The sequence below is a fragment of the Hydrogenothermus marinus genome (genome assembly GCF_003688665.1).
GTDB classification, from domain to species: Bacteria; Aquificota; Aquificia; order Aquificales; family Hydrogenothermaceae; genus Hydrogenothermus; species Hydrogenothermus marinus.
The window spans coordinates 14116-34811 of sequence record NZ_REFO01000017.1 but is presented as its reverse complement, the minus strand read 5'-3'; the positions used below and the strand labels follow the sequence as shown (position 1 = coordinate 34811).

Below are 20696 nucleotides of genomic sequence, written 5' to 3'. Positions count from 1 at the left end.
CTTAATAAAACATAATTAATATATCTATATGAAAAAATTTAATATATCAATCCATGATATTACAAAAACTAATATGGAAAATGTTATTAAAATAATATTTTTTCTTGAAGATTTAGGAATAAAGAAAATATCTCTTTTATTAATTCCTAAGTATCATAATAAAGAAGATATTTTAGAAATTAAAGATTATTTAAAGGATATAATACCTAATAGAGAAATAATACTTCATGGTTTTTACCATAAAGCAGATAAAGTTAACATCTTTAATATAAAAAATAGATTATTTACATCAGGGGAGGGGGAGGTTTTAAATCTCTCACTAAAAGAGTTTGAAAATAGATTAAGAGAAGGTTTAAAACTTTTAAACTCTATAAATTTATATCCAGAAGGATATATAGCACCTGCATGGCTTATAAAAAAAGAAAATATAAAGCTTTTAAAAAAATATGGTTTTAAATTTACAACTACTAGATATGGAATATATGATTTAATAAATAATAGATATATCTTTTCACCTGTAATATCTTTTAGTTGTAGAGGTATTATTGAATCTATATCAGTAAGAACTTTTACTGTTCAACTTAAACTTTATAAAAGTTTTCTCAATTTCTTAAGGCTTGCAATTCATCCTTGTGATATAAATAGCAGTAAAAAATTAAATCTAATAAAAACTTTTATTTTAAAAATGCAAAACTGGGGAGAAAGTTCTCATTTTAGCGAATTAATAGGAGGTATTAATTATGATAAAAGTAGATCTACATCTTCATTCAATAGCATCAAATAAACCTGCTGGTTATTTTTCAGAAAAAATAGGAATAAATGAGAGTTATACAGATCCTATAGATTTATACAATACTTTAAAAGAAAGAGGAATGACTCTTTTTACTATTACAGATCATGATTCTATAGATGGTTGTTTAGAGATAGCTCATCTTCCTAATACATTTATAAGTGAAGAAATTACAACATATTTCCCTGAAGATAATTGCAAAGTCCATGTCATTGCTATTGATATAAATGAAAAAATACATCAAGATATTCAACATGTAAGACATAATATATATGAACTTGTAGATTATTTACAAGAAAACAATATTACTCATATTCTTGCTCATCCATTGTATGATATGGATGGAAAATTAAAACCGGAACATATTGAAAAATTTTTACTTCTTTTTGATAATTGGGAAGTTTTAAATGGAACAAGATCTCATTTATCATCTAAATTAACAGTAAATTTAGCAAGAAGATATTCTAAAGAAGATATATTAAAACTTGCTGATAAATATGGATTTTATAAAAGGAAAAGAGATTTTATATCTTTTTCTGGTGGTTCTGATGATCATGGTGGACTTGATTTAGGTCTTGGTTATACATATGTAGAAGAAGGGGAAACTGTTGAAGATTTAAAAAAAGCTTTAGAAAAAGGAAATACAATTCCTCAAGGATTACATGGTTCTCCAAAAAGACTTGCACATATGGTAATGAAAATAGCATATGAAGGAAGCAAAAGAAAATATAATATTGGGGATTTAAAAAACTTAGGAGATGAAATATTTTCTAAAGGATTAGAAAAAAAGAAATCTTACTCATTTTTAGATTCTTTAATAGGTATTAATCCTGTAGAAGATTTTATAAGATCTGTAATTGGTGAGAATTATGAAGAAGTGAAAAAAGATCCTCACAAAAGAATTTATAGTTTTATAGATAGTTTATTTCCTTATATAGTAAAAAATTTAAAAAGTATGAAAAAATTTGATTTACAAAAATTCTCACAAAATCTTGGAATGGGTATTTTATCTTTTATACCTATTTCTTTCTATATTGGAACTTATTGGCAAAGAGCTAATGAAAAAAATAAATCTAAAGAAATTTATAACAAACTAACTAATGAATATTATAATGAAGGAAAGGTTGCATGTTTTACAGATACATTATTTGAAATAAATGGAGTTGCAAGAACATATCAAAATATAATGGAAATTGCAAAAAAAGAAAATCTAAATCTAAACTTTATAACAAGTTATGATTCTAATATAGATGATCCTTTTATAAAAAATTTTAAACCTCTTATATCATTTCCTATCCCAGAATATAAAGAGCTAAACATAAATATTCCTAACTTTTTAGAAGTTCTTGATTATGTAGAAAAAGAGAATTTTGATGTTATATATAGTGCTACTCCTGGGGTAGTAGGATTATATGGATTTGTAATATCAAAAATACTTGGAATTCCTTTTGTAACTACTCATCATACTGATTTTCCAGAGTATGTAAAAAAATATACAAATGATCATTTTTCTTATATGTATTCATGGAAACTTTTATCTTTATTCTACAATAATGCAGATAAAGTGCTTTCTCCATCAAACTATAATAAGAAAAAATTAATAGAGAAAGGAGTTGAACCTTCTAAAATTTTAGTATTTAAAAGAGGTGTAGATCTAAATATATTTAACCCTGAAAAAAAAGATGAGATGTTCTGGAAGAAATATGATCCTACTTATAATGGAGAAAAAATTATTTTATATGCAGGTAGAGTAGCGAAAGAGAAGGATTTAGATGTTTTTGTAAATATAGCTAAAGAGTTTGAGGATAATAAAGATGTGAAATTTGCTATTGTAGGAGATGGTCCTTATAGAAAAGAGATAGAAGGAAAAGCAAAAAATATAATATTTACAGGATTTTTTGATAAAGAGGAACTTGCTATAGCTTATGCATCCTCTTATTTATTTGTATTTCCAAGTACTACAGAAACATTCGGAAATGTAGTTTTAGAAGCTTTAGCTTGTGGGCTTCCTGTTTTAGTTTCAGATAAAGGTGCAGCTTGTGAAAATGTTATTCAAGGAATAAATGGATTTATAGTAAAAGATAATAATATAAAAGAGTATATTAACTTAATTAACAACTTATTAACTAATAAATATTTATATATGAATCTTAGAAAAAATGCTATAAATCTATCTAAGAACTTAGATTATGAAAAACTTCTTATGGAAATGATAGATAAATTTTCTTTAGGACTTATAAAGAAAAGGGAGATGGTTTTTGCTTAAAGTTTTAGATATTACTCATTTTTATAGTAAAAAAAGTGGAGGGATAAAAACATATCTATTAGAAAAATCTAAATACCTCTTTAAAAAAGGAATAAATCATTCTTTGATTGTTCCTGATAAAGAGGATTATATAAAAAACATAAATAATGCAAAATATTATTTTGTAAAATCACCACCTCTTCCTTTTTCTAAATACTATAGGTTATTATTAAACAAAGCTAAAATATTTGAAATAATTGAAAAAGAAGAACCAGATATTGTAGAAGTAGGTTCTCCTTATTTTTTACCATCATGGATAAATGAGAAAAAAGATTTTTTTGGTTATAGGACTGTAGGATTTTTCCATTCAAATATTGAAGGAAGTTTATCTTCAATACTAAAACTAAAGCAATTAAAGAAATCATCTAGTTTAATTTCTGAAAAAATAATAAAAAAAGAATATAGTGATTTTGATATTGTTATTACTCCTTCTAAGTATATAGAAAATTATATAAATAAAATTGGTATAGAAAATACAACTACAGTTTATTTAGGAGTAGATAGAACTACTTTCTTTTATAGAAAAAAAGAAACTACATTAAGGGCTAAATATAATATTCCAAAAGATAAAATCATATTAATTTATGTAGGAAGATTGACTCAAGATAAAGATATTTTAGAACTTGCTGATATTTATAACAATTTAGATCATAATAAATACCACTTAATAATAGTAGGATCAGGAAATAAAAAAAAGAAATTATTTAAAAAGATAAAGTTTAATTTTACATATTTTGGATATTTACAAAATAAAAAACAACTTGCACAGATTTTATCTTTATCTGATATATATATAACAACTTCAAAAATAGAAACTTTTGGTTTAAGTGTTGTAGAAGCTCAAGCTTGTGGTCTTCCTGTTATAGCTTATAAATTAGGTTCTTTACCTGAAGTAGTTTATAAAAAAGAGCTTTTAGTAGATTCAAAAGATGAGTTTATAAAAATGATTGAAAATGCGTCTAAATATTACATTACTGAAAATATTAGAAAAGAAATATCAATCTTTACAAGAAATTATTTTTCATGGGAAAAAACTTTTAATAAATTACTTGAAATTTACAATCAATTATTAATTAATGTTAAAATATAACTAAATACAATATAAATAGAGGGTTTTTATGAAAGTTTCTGAATATCATAAAAAAGGTTTAAATAATTTTGTTGAAACTATTCCTTCTGGTTATAAACTCGTAGGAGAAGCAAAAGAAGGGATTCATAAAGTTTCATGTTTTATCAAAGAAAAAGATGGAAAAATAGAAGATGCAAAATTTAATTCATCAAAAAGATGTAAAAAATTAATGGCTATTGCAGATTTAGTATGTGAAAAACTAAAAGGACAACCAGTAGATAAAATAATAATTAATGATGAAGAAATTTTAGAATCTTTTAAAGAAGAAAAGGAAAAAGAAAAGATGCAAAACAGATTAAATATTGTAAAAAAAGCCGTAGGAGTATAATTATCAATGTTTAAAAAAGAACTTATAGATATGTTTTCATTACAAGATAATCTAAATAAAAAGATAAATGAAAACTGGAAAAAAGAAAGAACAAAAGAAGATTTTACAAGAGCTATCTGGTTAGAATGTGCAGAGCTTGTAGATAGTCTTCCTTGGAAGTGGTGGAAAAAACAAGAAGCAGATATGGATAATGTAAAAATAGAAGTAGTGGATATATGGCATTTTATATTATCTTATATATTACTTGATTTTGATAATATTGAAGAAATAGTTGAAACTGAATATATAAAACATTTCCAAAAAGGATATGATGAAGATTTTCAAAACTTAGATATAAAGGGAGAATATATAAATCATTATCTTGGAGAAACAGATAATAATAAAAAAATAATATTTTTAGCAGAAAGAGTAGCAGAAGGTTTTTTAAAGGATAATCCTTATGAAGGGTTATTTTTCTTTGGTCTTCTTGTTAAAAATAGTTTATCTTTTAAAGAATTGTATTTACTTTACATAGGTAAAAATATTCTTAATCATATTAGACAAGAAACAGGGTATAAAGATGGTAATTATCAAAAGATGATTAATGGTATAGAAGATAATAAATATTTATTTGATATTGTTAAACAAGTAGAAAATAAAGAAGACCTTGAGAAAAAAATAAGAGATACTTTTGAAAGTTTAGCAAAAAGCTAAACACAAATTAAAGGAGTAAATAATGGATTCCTATGGAATTTTTATAAGTCAGCTCTTTTGGTTTATTTTTATACTTTTATTAATACTACCAATGCTTAAATCTCAGACTTTAGAGTGGAGCAGAGAAAGGCTTATAAGAGCTATTGAAGAAAAAAGAAAATCTCGTGTAATTACAATGATTCATAGACAGGAAACCCGTTCATTTCTTGGATTTTTTATGATGAGATTTATTACTATAGAAGATTCTGAACAGGTTTTAAGAGCAATAAGGTTAACACCAAAAAACATGCCAATAGATTTTATAATTCATACCCCTGGAGGACTTGCTTTAGCAGCTACTCAAATAGCAAATGCCCTAGCAGATCACCAAGCACCTGTTAGAGTAATAATTCCTCACTATGCAATGTCTGGAGGAACTTTAATAGCATTCGCAGCAGATGAGATAATAATGGATGAACATGCTGTTCTTGGTCCTGTAGATCCACAACTTGGACAAGAGCCAGCAGCTTCCATAGTTAAGATAAAAGAAATAAAAGATCCAAATGAAATAGATGATGCTACTTGGGTAAAAATAGATGTAAGTGAAAAAGCTTTAAAGCAGATGTATGATAATGTTGTATCTTTACTTAAAAAGAAAGGATATTCGGAAGAAGTAGCTAAAAAAGTAGCAGAAGAACTAACTCAAGGAAAATATACTCATGACTTTCCTATTACAGTAGAAAGGGCTAAAGAACTTGGACTTAAAGTATCAACAGAAGTACCTGATGAGGTTTATGCTTTAATGGAGCTCTATCCTCAACCTTCAGGACCTCAATCAGTTCAATATATTCCAGTACCATACCAAAAACCTGGAAATACTTCTAATGGACATTAAATTATGAAAAAATTAAGAGATTATTTTTTAACAGGATTATTTGTGTTACTACCTATAGGTATTACCCTATGGGTAGTTATTACATTACTTACTTTTGTAAACAACTTAGTTTTACCTTACATAAGAGTATTTATTCCTATCCCAGATATACCTGGATTAGGAATACTAACAACCTTACTATTAGTATTAGCTACAGGTATTCTTGCTCAAAATTATTTTGGTAAAAAATTTTTTGAATGGTGGGATAAAGTTCTAAGTAAAATTCCACTTGTTAGAGCTATTTATTCTGCAACAAAACAAACTATGGAATCTTTAATATCTAATAAAGATAAATTTAAAAAAACTGTTTTAGTTGAATTTCCAAGAGAAAATACATTGTCTATTGCTTTTGTTGCTAATGAGATTGAAATTAATAATAAAAATTATTATGTAGTATATGTTCCTACTGCACCTAACCCAACTTCAGGTTATACAATCTTTGTTCCTGAAGAAGAAGTAATTCATGTAGATATATCTGTAGATGAAGCTATGAAAGTAATTCTTTCAGGTGGTTTAGTAATGAAAAATAAGATAAATTACCTTTAATAATTTCTTTTAATAATTTCTTTCTCCAAAAAGTCTTGTTCCGATTCTAACAATTGTTGCGCCTTCTTCTATTGCAATATCAAAATCATTGGACATTCCCATAGAAAGATGTGGAAGTTGTATATTAAACTCTTTTTCTATATCCTCTTTTAAATCTCTAAGCCTTGCAAAATAAGGTCTTGAATCTTCTTTATTTTCTGAATATGGTGGAATACACATTAAACCTAAAAGATTTAAATTTTCTTTTTTTAAGGTATATTCCACAAGAGAATTTAGATCTTCTGGCTTTACTCCATATTTTGATTCTTCTTTCCCTATATTTACTTCAATTAAAACATCTTGTATTTTATTTATTTTTTTAGCTCTTTTATCCAGTTCATCAGCTAAACTTTTTCTATCTAAGGAATGAATTAATTCAAAATATTTAACGGCATATTTAGCTTTATTAGTCTGAAGTCCTCCTATTAAATGCCAATGAATATCTTTATAATTTTTTAATGCTTCAATTTTATTTATTCCTTCTTGAACTCTATTTTCACCAAAATATCTTAAACCTGCGTTATAAGCATCTATAATCTTTTCTATAGGCTGGGTTTTAGAAGCCCCTAAGATAATAATATCTTTTAAATTTCTTCCAGATTTTTTTGCAGATTTTTCAGCAATTTCTAAAATTTGTTTTATATTTTCTTTAATAGACATAAAACTCTCTTTTGGAGAAAATTTTATCTTTTATTATACCTAAAAAGGAGATGGAGGGGAATTATCCCCTCTTTTATTAGCAAATTTCTTGTTCAAAAATTTCCCTAATATGTTTTGGAAGTTCACTAAGAATATCTTTAATTTCACCATCAGCGATTCTTCTTTTAATTACATTAAATACCGCTTTAACAATTTCTTCTGGATTAACTTCTTCTCCCTCTTTTACAAAATCTTGTTTAATTAATTCTAAAAATTCTTCTTTACTTCTAATTTTCATTGGTACCTTAGATGGTTGCCAACCTTCATAGTAAATTCCCCTAATTAGTGTTGGCAATTCAGCAGCAAAATCAGCTGATTCTTCAACAGTGAGTCTATCTCTTAAATGATGAAGTACAGAGCGAAGAGCATGATAAGCACGATGTCTATTATCTGTTCCTAATTCTTCTTCAATATCTTTTAACCAAGAGTAAGTTTTTTGAACAGTTCTTTCAATAGGTGCAAATGACATTTTCTAACCCTCCTTTATTTATTAGTTATTTTTTCTATTTTTAAATATAAGACCTATATAAAAATTTTCAAGTGTTTTCACTTAATTTTGTAAGATTAAGTAGTTGAAAATCTTAAACTCATTATCTATTTAAAGTTTAATTCAACTTGAAAAACTTATTTTAAATGATTATAATATATATTCCTTTCTTGGAGGGATGGCCGAGTGGACGAAGGCGGGTGATTTGAAATCACTTGAGGGTTAACAGCCCTCCGGGGGTTCGAATCCCTCTCCCTCCGCCATAAATTAAGAAATATCAAGCCTTTAAAAAAAATCACAAAAAATTAGAATTTAAAATTTTCTACCATATAATGATATTTTATACTATATTTTTACACTAAAAATGTCAGAGCTAATTATAAAAGAATCATTTACTCATAAATTTTTATTCTAATAGCAACTTTATTTAAATACTGTTTAGTTTCTTCATAAGGAAGATTTTTTTCTAATGTATTATAAACTTCAGAAGGAGTCATTTTGTTTATTATATGAATTGCTTTTTTTATATTTGTTGTTCCTATAAAAGCTCTTGCAACATTTCCAGCTCCTGTATTGTATGCAGCTATTGTACAATAAAGCCTGCTTAAAGGATTTTTTATATCACTTAAATATTTATAATAAAGTAAATATAAATATGTTGTCCCAACCATTATATTTTTTTCAGAATTGTAAAGATAAGATGGTGCAAGTAAAACAGGCTTTCCATATATAATTTTTGTTGCATCTTTCCCTGCAGTCTGAGGTACAATCTGCATAAGCCCATAAGCCGGTGCTGGAGATTTAGCTAAAGGATTAAAAGCACTTTCTGTATGTATAATAGCAAAGATAAGAGATTCTCTTAATCTATATTTTTTTGAATATTTACTAACAGTAGGTTTATATTCTTTAATTTTTATTAAAAATATTTTTGGTAAAAGTTTAATTTTAAAAAAATATACTTTTTCTCCTCCAAATTTAGAAGGTTTTTTATAAAGTTCACCTTTCTGTATAAGATTTTCAATTGCTTTTGAAATATCCTTAGGTTCTGGATTTTCTTTTTGGACAATTACATCCATCAAAATAGGTTTCTTATCTACTTTGGCAGTTTTTATATGTTTAACTTTCTCAAGCAGCTTCTTTTCTATATTTTGAGATAATTTATCATTCTTAAATGCTCTATTAGTATCTTCTGTAATTAAATCTTTAAGTAAATTTTTTATCTTTTCATTTGAAGGTTTATTTTTATCTATAATTTCTATTCTTATCTCACCATTTTCAAAATCTACAACCTTTTTTATTTTATAGTTATTTGAATACTCTACCCATTTTGTTTTAGTAGAAATTTCTGTATCTTCCCAATATTTTGATATTTCTTTTTTATAATTTTCAAATTCTTCATTGACAATTTTTTTGTATTCTTCAAACTCTTTCATTATCTGTTCATAATATGCTTTATAATCTCTAATCTCTTTATTTTCATATTCTTGAAATTCTTTCATATAATTTTGAAATTTTTCTTCTTTTCCATAAGAATAAATAGATATCAGTAATAAAAGTAAAAAGATTAAAATCTTCATTTTTCCCTCCTGATTAAAAACTTATCTACCTTTTATTTAGATATAGAAATGTAATAAATTTTTTATTAAATATTTCTTTAATTAAGCCGAAAAATATTAGTACTATGAGAAATATAAAATTCATTTCAATTATAATTATAACTTTATTTTTAGTATTTGCTTTGAATATTTTTGAAAATAAGTTTGAAAAATTGATAGACAAACTTTATCCAGATAATACTATTATTTCTGTTTATGTTGAAGAAGAAGGAGGATAAACCTCCCTCTTAATTTATTCTGAAACTTCAGTTTTTATATTTGATGAATTGTAATTTGATTGATAAGAAGGAATCCATCCATCCCAAGCTTTAGCTCTTGGAGTATCATATTCAGGCCATACTTTTTGATCATCTCTCCAGTTTGATTTTTCATCAAATTTTTCTTTTCCTCTTCTTGCTATAAAATCATCTGCAATTCTTGAAAGTTCTTCTTTATTTAATACCCAGCTTTTTCTTGTATAAGAAGAAAGATCATATACATCTGTATGAATAATACAATCTGTAGGGCATGCTTGAGTACAAAGACCACAGAACATACATTTAGATAAATCCATATCAAAAACATCTAAAACTTTTAAACCATGATGAGGATGATCTTCAGGTACATCTAATTTTTTAGCTTTAATTGTAAAAAGTTCTGGTACAGGGCATGCTGCTTGGCAGAATTTACAAGCAATACATCTTGTTTCACCTACTTCAGGTGGTTTTATTTTTAACTTTTTCACCCAGCTATTAAAATCTTCTGATTCAGTACCATCTACATTTCTAAGACCATGAACTCCTCTAAACCTAATTGTAGGAGTGGTAACTTCATATGGAAAATCAACAGTAATAGTTTTTCTAAATAAATGCTTTATAGTAGTTTTTAAACCTTTCATAAAATCTAAAAAGAATAGTTTTTCTACTAAACTTTGAGGTTTTATATTTCTATTTAAACCTACTTTTTTTATACCCATTTTTTAACCTCCTTATCTATCTGTTTCACCAACAACAGGATCTATTGTTGATAAAAGTGTAATAGCATCTGCAATTGGTCTTCCTATAATTGCTTTTGTAAATACTTGTAAGTTATAAAATGCTCCAGATCTTATTCTTACTCTATGTGGCTTAATAGCTGCCTTTTTATTGAATATATAAAATCCAAGTTCTCCTCTTGGATTATCTGTAGAAGCATAAACTTCACCTGCAGGAAGTTTTAAACCTCTTCCATCTATTGAAAGCTTTAATTTTTTTGGATCTTCTGGTTCTAAAAAGTAAGGGTCATCAGGAGTAAATTCATTTCTTAATTTATCAATACATTGTCTTATTATTTTTGCACTTTGCCTCATTTCTTCCATTCTTACAAGATATCTATCATAACTATCTCCTACTTCGCCAATAGGAATATCAAAATCAACTTCTCCATACATATCATATTCATCTATTTTTCTAATATCATAAGGTACTCCTGAAGCTCTTGCTACAGCACCTGTAAGACCGTAGTCATATACATCTTCTTCTGTAATAATACAAACATCTTTATTTCTTTTTAGCCAAATTCTATTTCTTGTAAGTAGATTTTCATAATCATCTACCCTTTCTTCAAAATCTTTTAAGAAATGTTCTATAGCTTCTAATGCACCTGCTGGTAAATCTGCAAAAACTCCACCTATTCTAAAATAATTTATTGTAAATCTTGCTCCTGTTATACCTTCTAAAATATCCATTATTTTTTCTCTTTCTCTAAAAGTATAAAGGAACATAGTTAAAGCACCAAGATCAAGTGCATAAGTACCAAGCCAAAGTAAATGAGAATTTATTCTGGAAAGCTCAGCCATCATAGTTCTAATCCATTTTGCCTTAGGAGGTACCTTTTCATGAATTCCAAGTAGTTTTTCTGCTGCTACAACATAAGCATGATTTTCATTTATAGCAGCTATATAATCCATTCTGTCTGTATAAGGTATAAATTGTTGATATCCAATATTTTCAGCTATCTTTTCAACCCCTCTATGAAGCTGGCCAATGATAATATCACATTGCCTTACATATTCTCCATCAAGATCAAATAAAAACCATATTGTTCCGTGAGTTCCTGGATGTAATGGTCCCCAGTTTAAAACTATTTGAGATTTTTTTTCTGGCATTCTTGCTTTTTGAGTTTCTTCTAAATCTTCTAAAGTAGGAAGTGCAGTATGCATTCTTGAATAGTTAAAAAGTCCTTCTAAATTTTCACCTCTTTCTTTTTCATTTAAAGAAGGAAGTTCAACATCTTCATATCCTCTTATAGGAAAATCCTTTCTTAAAGGATGATATGGATAACTTTCCCACATAAACATTCTTACAAGATTTTCATGGCCTTCAAATTTAATACCAAACATATCCCAAGCTTCTCTTTCTGCCCATTTAGCTCCTGACCATAAAGTTGTCAAAGTAGGAAGAGATTCATCTGTAGCCCAGCTTTTTACTATTATTCTTTCTTTATGTTCAGGAGAATAAAGTATTACTACTCCTTGAAACCTTGGATCTTCTTTTTCTCCATGATCTATTATTGTAAGGTCTATAAACATTTTAAAAGAATAATCAGGACTTTCCTTTAAAAATTTTAAAAATTCAATAAGATTTTCCTTAGGAACTTCTACTGAAACATATCCATTAGAGTTATTAACCTGTACAAAATTAAATTTTTCTTTTAAACCATTTGCTTTTTCTTCAGTTATCCAAGACATACTATACTCCACCTACATATATTTAATCAAACATTGTTATAAATTTTATATATTTTACTACAATTTATCAATATTGCTTTAAAAAAAGAATCAGATATTTTTAGTTGTTTTTATTATAAAAACTAAATATATTTAATTATAGTTAGTATATTTTTTGGTATTAAAATGATAGAAGATATAAAAAAAATAAAAATATATGGTGGAATAGGCCAATTATTGATTGTTTTTTCAATTTTTATTTTTCCTATATTAAAATTTTTATTTAAATTTCCTATATTAAAATTTTTATTTAAATTTATATCTGATATTTTTGGATATAATTTATTAATTTATAATTTAATAGGCCAAAAATTGCTTTTTTTAATATTTATTATCGGGAATATTTTAGTAATCTATGCAGTAAAAATTTTAACTGATGTTATTTGTCAAAAATCAGTATTCAAAAAATTCCTAATTTCTTATCTGGCTTTTATCCTATCATTAATTATTGCATTAATTTTATTATTTGTATTTTTAGTTTTAGGTTTAGGTTCAGCATTATCTGACCAAGTACTTTATGGAATGAATAAAATATTAACAACGATGTTATTTCTTAGTTTCATTATTTTCTTAATTTCATTTTATTTTTATAGAAGATCTTTATTAATTATATTTCAATTAACCAATCAAAACTTATTTAAAATAGCAGGAAATTTATATTTATTAGGAGGCGTTTTTTTGTTTATTACTATAATTGGAGAACTTTTGTTAATTGAGTTAGACAAAGACGTATCTTTGAATAAATTTTTATATTTAACATCTTTTTCTGGACTTTTTCTAATATTATTGGGTTTATTTTTACCAGTTTTTGGATTTTTTAGGATAAAGGAAGTTTATAACCCTAATCTCTCTTGATGATATAATTTTTTATTAACTTTATTGAAAATTCCTAAATAATTATATATATTATCATAACCAAATCAAACATTGTTTTATTTTTCAGGAGGTTTAAATGGCTGTAGCAGAGAAAACTATTATAAATGATATAAATAAATTAAGAAAAGAAAAAAATGCAGTAATATTAGCTCATTATTATCAAAGAGGAGAAATACAAGATATAGCAGATTTTATTGGAGATAGTTTAGAACTTGCAAGAAAAGCTCAACAAACAGATGCAGATATTATAGTATTTGCAGGTGTTAGATTTATGGCTGAAACTGCCAAAATATTAAATCCAGGAAAGAAGGTTTTACATCCAAACCCTGAAAGTGGTTGTCCTATGGCAGATATGGCAACATATAAAGGGGTTTTAGAGCTAAAAAAACAGCATCCAGATGCAGCAGTAGTATCTTATGTTAATACAAATGTTGATGTAAAAGCAGTATCAGATATTATAGTAACTTCAAGAAATGCAGTTAAAGTTGTTAGATCTTTAAAAGAAGATAAAATTATTTTTGTTCCGGATCAGTTTCTTGGTTCTTATATAGCGAAACAAATTCCAGAAAAAGAGTTTATTTTATGGAAAGGTTTTTGCCCTCCTCATTTCAATTTAACTCCAGATCAACTTTTAGAATTAAAAGAAAAATATAAAGATGCAAAAATAGCTGTTCATCCTGAATGTAATACAGAGACAGTAAAAATTGCAGATTTTGTTGGAAGTACTTCTCAGATTATAGAGTTTGCAACTACTTGCGATTCAGAAAATGTAATAATAGGAACTGAAGTTGGTTTAAAACATCAGCTTGAAAAAATAAATCCAAACAAAAATTATATATTTCCTGTAAATGCAGATTATTGTGGAACAGTTCATTGTTGTGATATGAAGAAAAATACCTTGGACAAAATTAAAGAAGTTCTTGAAAATGAAAATAATGAAATTATTTTAGATGAAGAATTAATGGAAAAAGCAAGAAAACCTCTTGAAAGAATGCTAAATATTGTGTAAGGAAACAATCTTCTTTATTTAAGTTATGGTTGATTATAAAGATATATTAGAAAGTATTGAGTTTCCTGTTGTTGTAATATCTAAAGATAAAAAAATACATTATATTAACTCTTCAGCAAAAGAGTTAAAGATATTTTTAGGATTTCCAAAATTTTTTGAACTTATAACATATCCTTTATCATTAAAATTAGTAAAAGAAGGATTTTCTGTAAAAGGAATATTGAAAGAGATAAATAATAGTAAATATATGTTAGATATTTCTACCATATCAGGTACTGATTTAAAAACAATTTTAATAAAAGATGTTACAAGATTTTTAGAACTTGAAGAAAAAATAAAAAGAGAAGGTTCTATTGTTACAGTTTCAAAATTACTTTATGAAATTTTTCATGAAATGAAAGGTCCAGTTGGAGGAATAAAAGCTTTCGCGCAGCTTTTAAAAGAAGATCCTTTAGACAAAGAGCTTATAGATGATATTTTAGAACAAACAGATAGATTAGAAAATATAATAAATGAAATAACATTTTTATCTAAGGATTTAATTTTAAATAAAAAACCTATAAATATACATCAAATAATAAGAAAAACTGTAAATCTATTTAGAAAGCAATATAAAGATATTGAATTTAAAGAAATATTTGATCCAAGTTTACCAAATATAGCTGTAGATAAAGAGCTTTTAGTTAGAGTTTTAACAAATATAATAAGAAATGCTATAGAAGCTATAAACTTTAAAGGGTGGGTAGAGATTAGGACAGGAATTTCTTGGGATAAAGTTTACTCTCCTAAGGGAGATAAAATTTCTATTCAGATTAAAGATAGTGGTAAAGGGGTACCTAAGGAATTAGAAGATAAACTATTTTATCCATTAATATCAACTAAAAAAAATGGAATGGGACTTGGCCTTTCAATTTCTTATAAGATAATAAAGCAACATAATGGTATATTAAAATATATAGGGAATTCAACTTTTGAAATACTTCTTCCTATAAAGGATAAATAAATGAAAGCTTTAGTTTTTGACGATGAAAAATCTATCTTAAAAGCAATGAAAAAATTACTTGAAAAAGAAAATGTAGAAGTAAAACTGTATGATTCTGCAAAAAAAGCATTAAATATAATTAAAGAAGAATCTCCTGATATTGTGTTTTTAGATATTTCATTTAAAGACAGTAATGGATTAGAAGTTTTAAAGCAGATCTCCAAATTAGAAGAAAAACCTTATGTAGTAATGATTTCTGGGTATGATGAGTACAATTATCTAATTGAAGCTATGAAATTTGGAGCTTATGACTACATACCTAAACCCTTTGATGTAGCAAAAATAAAAGAAATAATTAATGATATTAAAAAAAGTATTAACAAAAAATCAGAAAATGTTAATGCAAAGTCAGAGATTGTAGGAAAAAGTCCTGCTATGACACAAGTTTTTAAATTGGTAGGTAGAGCCGCTATAACAGATGAGCCAGTTTTGATAACAGGAGAAAGTGGAACAGGAAAAGAAGTAATAGCAAATCTTATACATAAATTTAGTAATAGATCTAAAAATCAGTTTGTAGCTATAAATTGTGCAGCTATTCCAGAAGATTTAATAGAAAGTGAGCTTTTCGGATATGAAAAAGGAGCATTCACAGGTGCAAATACTAAAAAAGAAGGAAAATTTTTGTTGGCTGATAAAGGTAGCATATTCTTAGATGAAATAAGTGAACTTCCATATAATGCTCAAGGAAAACTTTTAAGAGTTTTACAAGAAAAAGATGTTTCTCCTATAGGTTCAAATAAAACTTATAAAGTTGATATTAAGGTTATTGCAGCAACAAATAAAGATTTAAAAAAACTTGTTGAAGAAGGAAAGTTTAGAGAGGATTTATATTACAGATTATCTGTTTTTGAAATATATATTCCTCCTTTAAGAGAAAGAAAAGAAGATATACCTGAACTTATAAATCTTTTTACAAAACAAGCTCTAAAAGCCTATAATCTAAAAGATGGAGGGTTTACAAAAGAAGCAATAAATATGTTAACAAATTACAGTTTCCCAGGAAATGTTAGACAGTTAAAAAATATTGTTAATAGAATGATATCTTTATATAGAGAAAGACCAATAACTCCAGAACTTTTACCTGCTGAGATAAAAGGGAATATAGAAAAAGATAAATGGTTAAAATTTTTAAAAGAAGAAATTAATGACCTTTTTATTTTAAATAAATCAGAAAATGTTTATAATAATATTGTGAACAAAGTAGAAAAATTATTAATTGAAGAAGCTTTAAACTTAACAAATAACAATATTTCTAAAGCAAGTAAACTGCTTGGAATACATAGGAACACAATACATAAAAAAATTAAAGAGTTAGGTATAGATAAAAAATGAAAAAAATTTTAATAATCTTTCAGATTTTAGCTGTTGTTATCTTTTTAAACAGTTGTGCAACTAAAAAACCGAGTCAAGAAGAAGCAAAAAAAACGGCTCAATACTACTTTAAAGTTGGTGTCTCATACTTGAATAGTGGTAATACTGCAGAAGCTATATATAATCTTAATAAAGCTTATACCTTAGATAATAAAAATCCAGAAATACTTAATGCACTTGGGATAGCATATTCAAAAGTAGGAGAATTAGATAAAGCTCAGCAATATTTTTTAGAAGCTATAAAAGTAGCTCCTCAAAAAGGAGAAAGCTATCTAAATTTAGGAGTTTTATTAGCAGAAAAAAAAGATTATGGTTCAGCTTTAAAATATCTCAAAAAAGTAGCAGAAAATCCAAACTATAAAAGCCAAGAAAAGGTTTATTATAATATGGCCCTTGTAGATAAAGCTATTGGGAATATAAAAGAATATGAAGAAAATCTAAAAAAAGCTATTGCTTATAATAATTCCTTTCTTCCTGCATATTTAGAGTTAGGAAATTACTATATAGCTACTGAAAATTATGAAAAAGCTCAAAGCTTATATGAAAAGGCTATCTCAATAGGTTTAGGTACTCCTGAAATTTATTATAGTTTAGCTTATTTATACTACAAAAAAGAAAAATATGAGTTAGCAAAAAAGTATCTTAAAACAGCTTTAATTTTAACCCAATCAAATCCTGTCCAAGAAAAGAGAATAAAAGAACTGCTTTCAAAAGTTGAAGAAAAATTAAACCAGCAAACAAAAATAAAGAAAACTGCTTTAAAAAAAGAAGAAAAACCAACAAAACAGAAAGAATATCCAAAAATAATTATTTATCCTAATGTGAAAAAAGGAAGTGAATATAGCTATATTCCAAGAGAACCAATAATAAGAGAAAAGAAAAAAGAAGAGAATAAAACTCCACCATCTAATTTATATACAAAAAAGACAGAACCAAAAAAAGAAAAAAGTTTTTCAATTAAATTTTTTATCAACTTAGGAACATTTTCTTTAGAAAAAAATGCTAAAAAACTACATGCAAAATTAAAACTTTATGGATATGATTCAAAAATTGAAAAAATTAAAGTAGATGGTAAAATATACTACATTGTTTATATTGGATATTTTGATAGCTATTTAAAAGCTTCTAGATTTTATAAAAAAAATTTAAAACCTGCAGGATTTATAGGAATAATAAAATTTAAAAGGATAGAAGATGAAAAAAGTTGATTTATCTATTGTTATTCCGGTCTATAATGAGGAAGAAAATTTACCTATTTTGTATGAAAAACTAAAATCAGTTTTAGATAAACTTGGAAAAAGTTATGAAATAATCTTTGTTAATGATGGAAGTACTGACAAATCTTGGGAAATAATAAAACAACTGTCAGAAAAAGATCCTACTGTAGTAGGAGTAAATTTTAGAAGAAACTATGGGCAAACAGCAGCTATGTCTGCAGGATTTGATATTGCAAGAGGGGATATAATAATAACAATGGATGCAGATCTTCAAAATGATCCTGAAGATATACCAAAACTTCTTGAAAAGGTAAATGAAGGATATGATATTGTAAGTGGATGGAGAAAAAATAGAAAAGATGCATTTATAAGTAGGACCCTTCCTTCAAGAATAGCCAATTGGCTTATTTCTAAGGTTACAGGAGTTCATTTACATGATTATGGATGTTCTCTGAAAGCATATAAAGCAGACATTGCAAAAAAATTAGATTATTATGGAGAAATGCATAGATTTTTACCTGCTCTTGCAAAGCCTTATGGAGCAAAAATAACAGAAATTGTTGTAAAGCATCATCCAAGGCTTTATGGAAAATCAAAATATGGAATATCAAGAACATTTAAAGTTATATTAGACCTATTTTTAGTTAAATTTCTTCTTGATTATAGGACAAAACCTCTTAGAGTTTTTGGTGGAACAGGTTTAGTTTTATTTTTTATTGGATTTTTCTCCCTTTTATATCTTGTATCTTTAAAACTTTTTCTAGGACACGATATTGGGAATCGTCCTCTTTTAATATTTGGAACTCTCCTTGTTTTATCAGGAATTCAGCTTATATCAACAGGTATTGTTGCTGAGCTAATTACAAGAACTTATTATGAATCTCAAAATAAAAGACCTTACTTTATAAAGGAAGTAGTTAGGAAACAAGATTGAAAAATAAGCTAAAAATTTTTGAACTACTTGTTTCTGTTTTTATATCTGTTGGGTTTATATATCTTTTTTATAAAGTTATAGGATTTAATAAATTTATTAAATTTTTTTCTCAAATAGATTTTGTTCATTTTCTAATTGCTTTTTTATTATATCTGTTAAGCTATATTACAAGAACTATTAGATGGATTTTAGTTTTAAAAATTAAAGATTTCCTGAAACTTTTTAAAATTACAGTTTACAATACAGTTTTTAATATATTTTTACCTTTTAGGACTGGAGAATTTTCTTTTTTTTATATGATGAAAAAGGAAAATATTAATTTTTCTGAAAGTATTATTCCATTTTTAACAGTTAGACTTTTTGATGGTTTCTCATTATTGATTTTTTTCTTTATTTCTTTTCTTATTTTTAAAGAATATAGTATTGCTTTATCAATTTTTACACTTATTGTTTCACCTTTTTTAATAGCATTATTTTTCAAGATTATAAGTATTATAAAACTAAAGAAATTAGAAAAGTTTAAATCTGTTAATATTAATTTAACTTTTATTTTTAAGCTTTATATACTTTCTATTTTTACTTTATTTTTTAAATTTTTATCTTTTTACTTTATATTGCCAAAAAATATAAAATTATCTCTTAGTGAGCTTTTTTTTGCATCTTCAGCAGGAGATTTAACAACTGTTTTACCTATACATGGATTAGCAGGTATAGGTACTTATGAAGGCGGATTTGCCGGTGTACTACTACTTATAGGTATAGATAAAGAGCTGGCTTTATTATCTTCTGTTTTTGTTCATATCTTTATACTTTTTTCTTCTTTTTTACTTTCCTTAATATGCTTTTTGTTTTTAAGAAAATAATTATTTGTTAAATATTTGATTAAGCTTTTCTTTTACTATTTTAGCTGTAATATCTGCTATATAATCTTTTAAATCTTGTTTTAAAGTATTTGTTATTTCTTCTTCTATTTTTCCTAAAATTTTTCCTTTAACTTCAGCTCTTATTTCCTCTTTTAAATTTTCTAATTCTTTATTTAATCTTTCAACAAAATCTTTTTGAATATTTTCTGTTATCTGTTTTATATCTGGGTCTTCTTTTATCAAAGAAACTAGTTTATCAACAGCTAATTTTATAACTTGTTCTTTTATTTCTTCTTTATTCAAAGAAAAACTGATTATATCAGAGTTTATAGGAACATTTGAACTTATAGTTTCTTTTGGTTTTTCTGTAATTGGCTTTTCTTTTTCTATATTATTTTTACTATTCACTTCTTCTATTTCTGGTATTTCTAAAGATGGCGATAAATCTTGATTATTAATCTCAAGGTTATTTTCTACACTCTCTGTAATAGGTGTTTCTATGTTAGAAAAATCCTCCATAGTCATATCTGAAAACATATCTTCAAATCCTGGTATTTCCTCTTTTTTCGAATTTTGTATATCAAGATTATTACCTTCTTGATTATATAAGCTTTCAATATCTTCTGGAGAAGAAAATAAAGCAGTATTATCTATTTGTTCTTGAAAATTTTCATTAATTTCTATTGGTGAAGATAAATCTTTATATTCAGTATTACCTTCAAAATTTGATATTTCATCTAAAATTTCTTTTATTAATTTATCTAAATCCTTAGTCTTTTCATAAAAAGATATATTTTCAGCTTCTATTTCTTTCTTTTTTATTGGATTTTCTTCAGAATATAAAACTTTAAACTCTTTTCCTTTTAATTTTTCCTTAGACAATAAGAATTTTAAATCATCTATAGCAAAATCTCCTGCTGATGCATCATAAATAATTATAGATGGTTTTAAGTTTTCTATATCTTTTAAAAGAGAAATACTATCTACATATGCTTGTATATATGCTTCCCCAATAGAATTAATTAATTTATTTTGTAAATTTTCATCAAATGTTATTAAAGCTATCTTCATAATTTCTGCTCCTTAATAAACT

21 protein-coding genes and 1 tRNA gene are annotated in these 20696 nt (G+C 25.8%); 16 read left to right on the top strand and 6 right to left on the bottom strand.

What is annotated here, in order from left to right:
- Window positions 1-28 precede the first annotated feature (28 nt).
- The 7 genes from CLV39_RS08250 to CLV39_RS08220 are packed head-to-tail and all read left to right on the top strand — an operon-like array spanning window position 29 to window position 6704.
- The gene (locus tag CLV39_RS08250; RefSeq protein ID WP_121923764.1) at window positions 29-784 is read left to right on the top strand and encodes a polysaccharide deacetylase family protein; all 756 of its coding nucleotides are present in this window, start codon (window positions 29-31) and stop codon (window positions 782-784) included.
- Window positions 741-3056 (top strand): glycosyltransferase, encoded by a 2316-nt coding sequence (locus CLV39_RS08245; RefSeq protein ID WP_121923763.1) that lies wholly within the window; start codon window positions 741-743, stop codon window positions 3054-3056. The genes CLV39_RS08250 and CLV39_RS08245 overlap by 44 nt, the downstream gene beginning before the upstream one ends.
- Window positions 3049-4185 (top strand): glycosyltransferase family 4 protein, encoded by a 1137-nt coding sequence (locus tag CLV39_RS08240; RefSeq protein WP_121923762.1) that lies wholly within the window; start codon window positions 3049-3051, stop codon window positions 4183-4185. Before CLV39_RS08245 ends, CLV39_RS08240 begins: the two co-directional genes overlap by 8 nt.
- Before the next feature lie 28 nt (window positions 4186-4213).
- Entirely contained in the window at window positions 4214-4552 is a 339-nt protein-coding gene (locus tag CLV39_RS08235; protein WP_121923761.1) for an iron-sulfur cluster assembly scaffold protein, read from the top strand.
- A gap of 6 nt (window positions 4553-4558) precedes the next feature.
- Window positions 4559-5245: a dUTP diphosphatase gene (locus CLV39_RS08230; RefSeq protein ID WP_121923760.1), complete on the top strand. Its 687-nt coding sequence runs from the start codon at window positions 4559-4561 to the stop codon at window positions 5243-5245.
- Between the two features lie 22 nt (window positions 5246-5267).
- The gene (locus tag CLV39_RS08225) at window positions 5268-6119 is read left to right on the top strand and encodes an SDH family Clp fold serine proteinase (RefSeq protein WP_121923759.1); all 852 of its coding nucleotides are present in this window, start codon (window positions 5268-5270) and stop codon (window positions 6117-6119) included.
- Window positions 6120-6122: 3 nt separating this feature from the next.
- The gene (locus tag CLV39_RS08220; RefSeq protein ID WP_121923758.1) at window positions 6123-6704 is read left to right on the top strand and encodes a DUF502 domain-containing protein; all 582 of its coding nucleotides are present in this window, start codon (window positions 6123-6125) and stop codon (window positions 6702-6704) included.
- Between the two features lie 9 nt (window positions 6705-6713).
- Here CLV39_RS08220 and CLV39_RS08215 read toward each other — a convergent pair whose 3' ends face one another.
- Together CLV39_RS08215 and CLV39_RS08210 are read right to left on the bottom strand one after the other, a co-directional pair.
- Window positions 6714-7403, bottom strand: a complete 690-nt coding sequence (locus tag CLV39_RS08215; RefSeq protein ID WP_121923757.1) for a YggS family pyridoxal phosphate-dependent enzyme — start codon at window positions 7401-7403, stop codon at window positions 6714-6716.
- 76 nt (window positions 7404-7479) lie between these two features.
- Complete coding sequence (locus CLV39_RS08210; RefSeq protein WP_121923756.1) at window positions 7480-7911, bottom strand: DUF2267 domain-containing protein; 432 nt, start codon at window positions 7909-7911, stop codon at window positions 7480-7482.
- A gap of 190 nt (window positions 7912-8101) precedes the next feature.
- Between CLV39_RS08210 and CLV39_RS08205 the strand changes: the two genes are divergently transcribed.
- A tRNA-Ser gene (locus CLV39_RS08205) sits at window positions 8102-8192 on the top strand.
- Between the two features lie 129 nt (window positions 8193-8321).
- Here CLV39_RS08205 and CLV39_RS08200 read toward each other — a convergent pair.
- Complete coding sequence (locus CLV39_RS08200; protein ID WP_121923755.1) at window positions 8322-9506, bottom strand: murein transglycosylase domain-containing protein; 1185 nt, start codon at window positions 9504-9506, stop codon at window positions 8322-8324.
- Between the two features lie 104 nt (window positions 9507-9610).
- On the opposite strand from CLV39_RS08200, the gene CLV39_RS08625 reads away from it, so the two are divergent.
- Window positions 9611-9763 carry a hypothetical protein gene (locus CLV39_RS08625; protein WP_170145630.1) on the top strand — a complete coding sequence of 51 codons (153 nt, stop codon included), beginning with the start codon at window positions 9611-9613 and terminating at the stop codon, window positions 9761-9763.
- A 14-nt stretch (window positions 9764-9777) separates the two neighbouring features.
- On the opposite strand, the gene CLV39_RS08195 is transcribed toward CLV39_RS08625, so the two are convergent.
- Together CLV39_RS08195 and CLV39_RS08190 are read right to left on the bottom strand one after the other, a co-directional pair.
- Window positions 9778-10500: a NuoI/complex I 23 kDa subunit family protein gene (locus tag CLV39_RS08195; RefSeq protein ID WP_121923754.1), complete on the bottom strand. Its 723-nt coding sequence runs from the start codon at window positions 10498-10500 to the stop codon at window positions 9778-9780.
- 12 nt (window positions 10501-10512) lie between these two features.
- Window positions 10513-12252, bottom strand: coding sequence for an NADH-quinone oxidoreductase subunit D (locus tag CLV39_RS08190; RefSeq protein ID WP_121923753.1), 1740 nt, complete (start codon window positions 12250-12252; stop codon window positions 10513-10515).
- Between the two features lie 351 nt (window positions 12253-12603).
- Between CLV39_RS08190 and CLV39_RS08185 the strand changes: the two genes are divergently transcribed.
- The 7 genes from CLV39_RS08185 (at window position 12604) to CLV39_RS08155 (ending at window position 19603) form a co-directional block, all read left to right on the top strand.
- Window positions 12604-13146, top strand: coding sequence for a DUF996 domain-containing protein (locus CLV39_RS08185; protein ID WP_170145629.1), 543 nt, complete (start codon window positions 12604-12606; stop codon window positions 13144-13146).
- A gap of 97 nt (window positions 13147-13243) precedes the next feature.
- A complete protein-coding gene (nadA, locus tag CLV39_RS08180) occupies window positions 13244-14176 on the top strand; it encodes a quinolinate synthase NadA (RefSeq protein ID WP_121923751.1) in 933 nt (310 codons plus the stop codon).
- A 25-nt stretch (window positions 14177-14201) separates the two neighbouring features.
- Window positions 14202-15179 (top strand): two-component system sensor histidine kinase NtrB, encoded by a 978-nt coding sequence (locus tag CLV39_RS08175; protein ID WP_121923750.1) that lies wholly within the window; start codon window positions 14202-14204, stop codon window positions 15177-15179.
- A complete protein-coding gene (locus CLV39_RS08170; protein WP_121923749.1) occupies window positions 15180-16550 on the top strand; it encodes a sigma-54-dependent transcriptional regulator in 1371 nt (456 codons plus the stop codon).
- The gene (locus CLV39_RS08165) at window positions 16547-17797 is read left to right on the top strand and encodes an SPOR domain-containing protein (protein WP_121923748.1); all 1251 of its coding nucleotides are present in this window, start codon (window positions 16547-16549) and stop codon (window positions 17795-17797) included. The genes CLV39_RS08170 and CLV39_RS08165 overlap by 4 nt, the downstream gene beginning before the upstream one ends.
- Window positions 17784-18740 (top strand): glycosyltransferase family 2 protein, encoded by a 957-nt coding sequence (locus CLV39_RS08160; protein ID WP_121923747.1) that lies wholly within the window; start codon window positions 17784-17786, stop codon window positions 18738-18740. The genes CLV39_RS08165 and CLV39_RS08160 overlap by 14 nt, the downstream gene beginning before the upstream one ends.
- On the top strand, window positions 18737-19603 hold the full coding sequence (locus CLV39_RS08155; protein ID WP_121923746.1) for a lysylphosphatidylglycerol synthase transmembrane domain-containing protein: 867 nt from the start codon (window positions 18737-18739) through the stop codon (window positions 19601-19603). The genes CLV39_RS08160 and CLV39_RS08155 overlap by 4 nt, the downstream gene beginning before the upstream one ends.
- Here CLV39_RS08155 and CLV39_RS08150 read toward each other — a convergent pair whose 3' ends face one another.
- Window positions 19604-20674, bottom strand: coding sequence for a hypothetical protein (locus tag CLV39_RS08150; RefSeq protein WP_121923745.1), 1071 nt, complete (start codon window positions 20672-20674; stop codon window positions 19604-19606).
- Window positions 20675-20696: the final 22 nt, after the last annotated feature.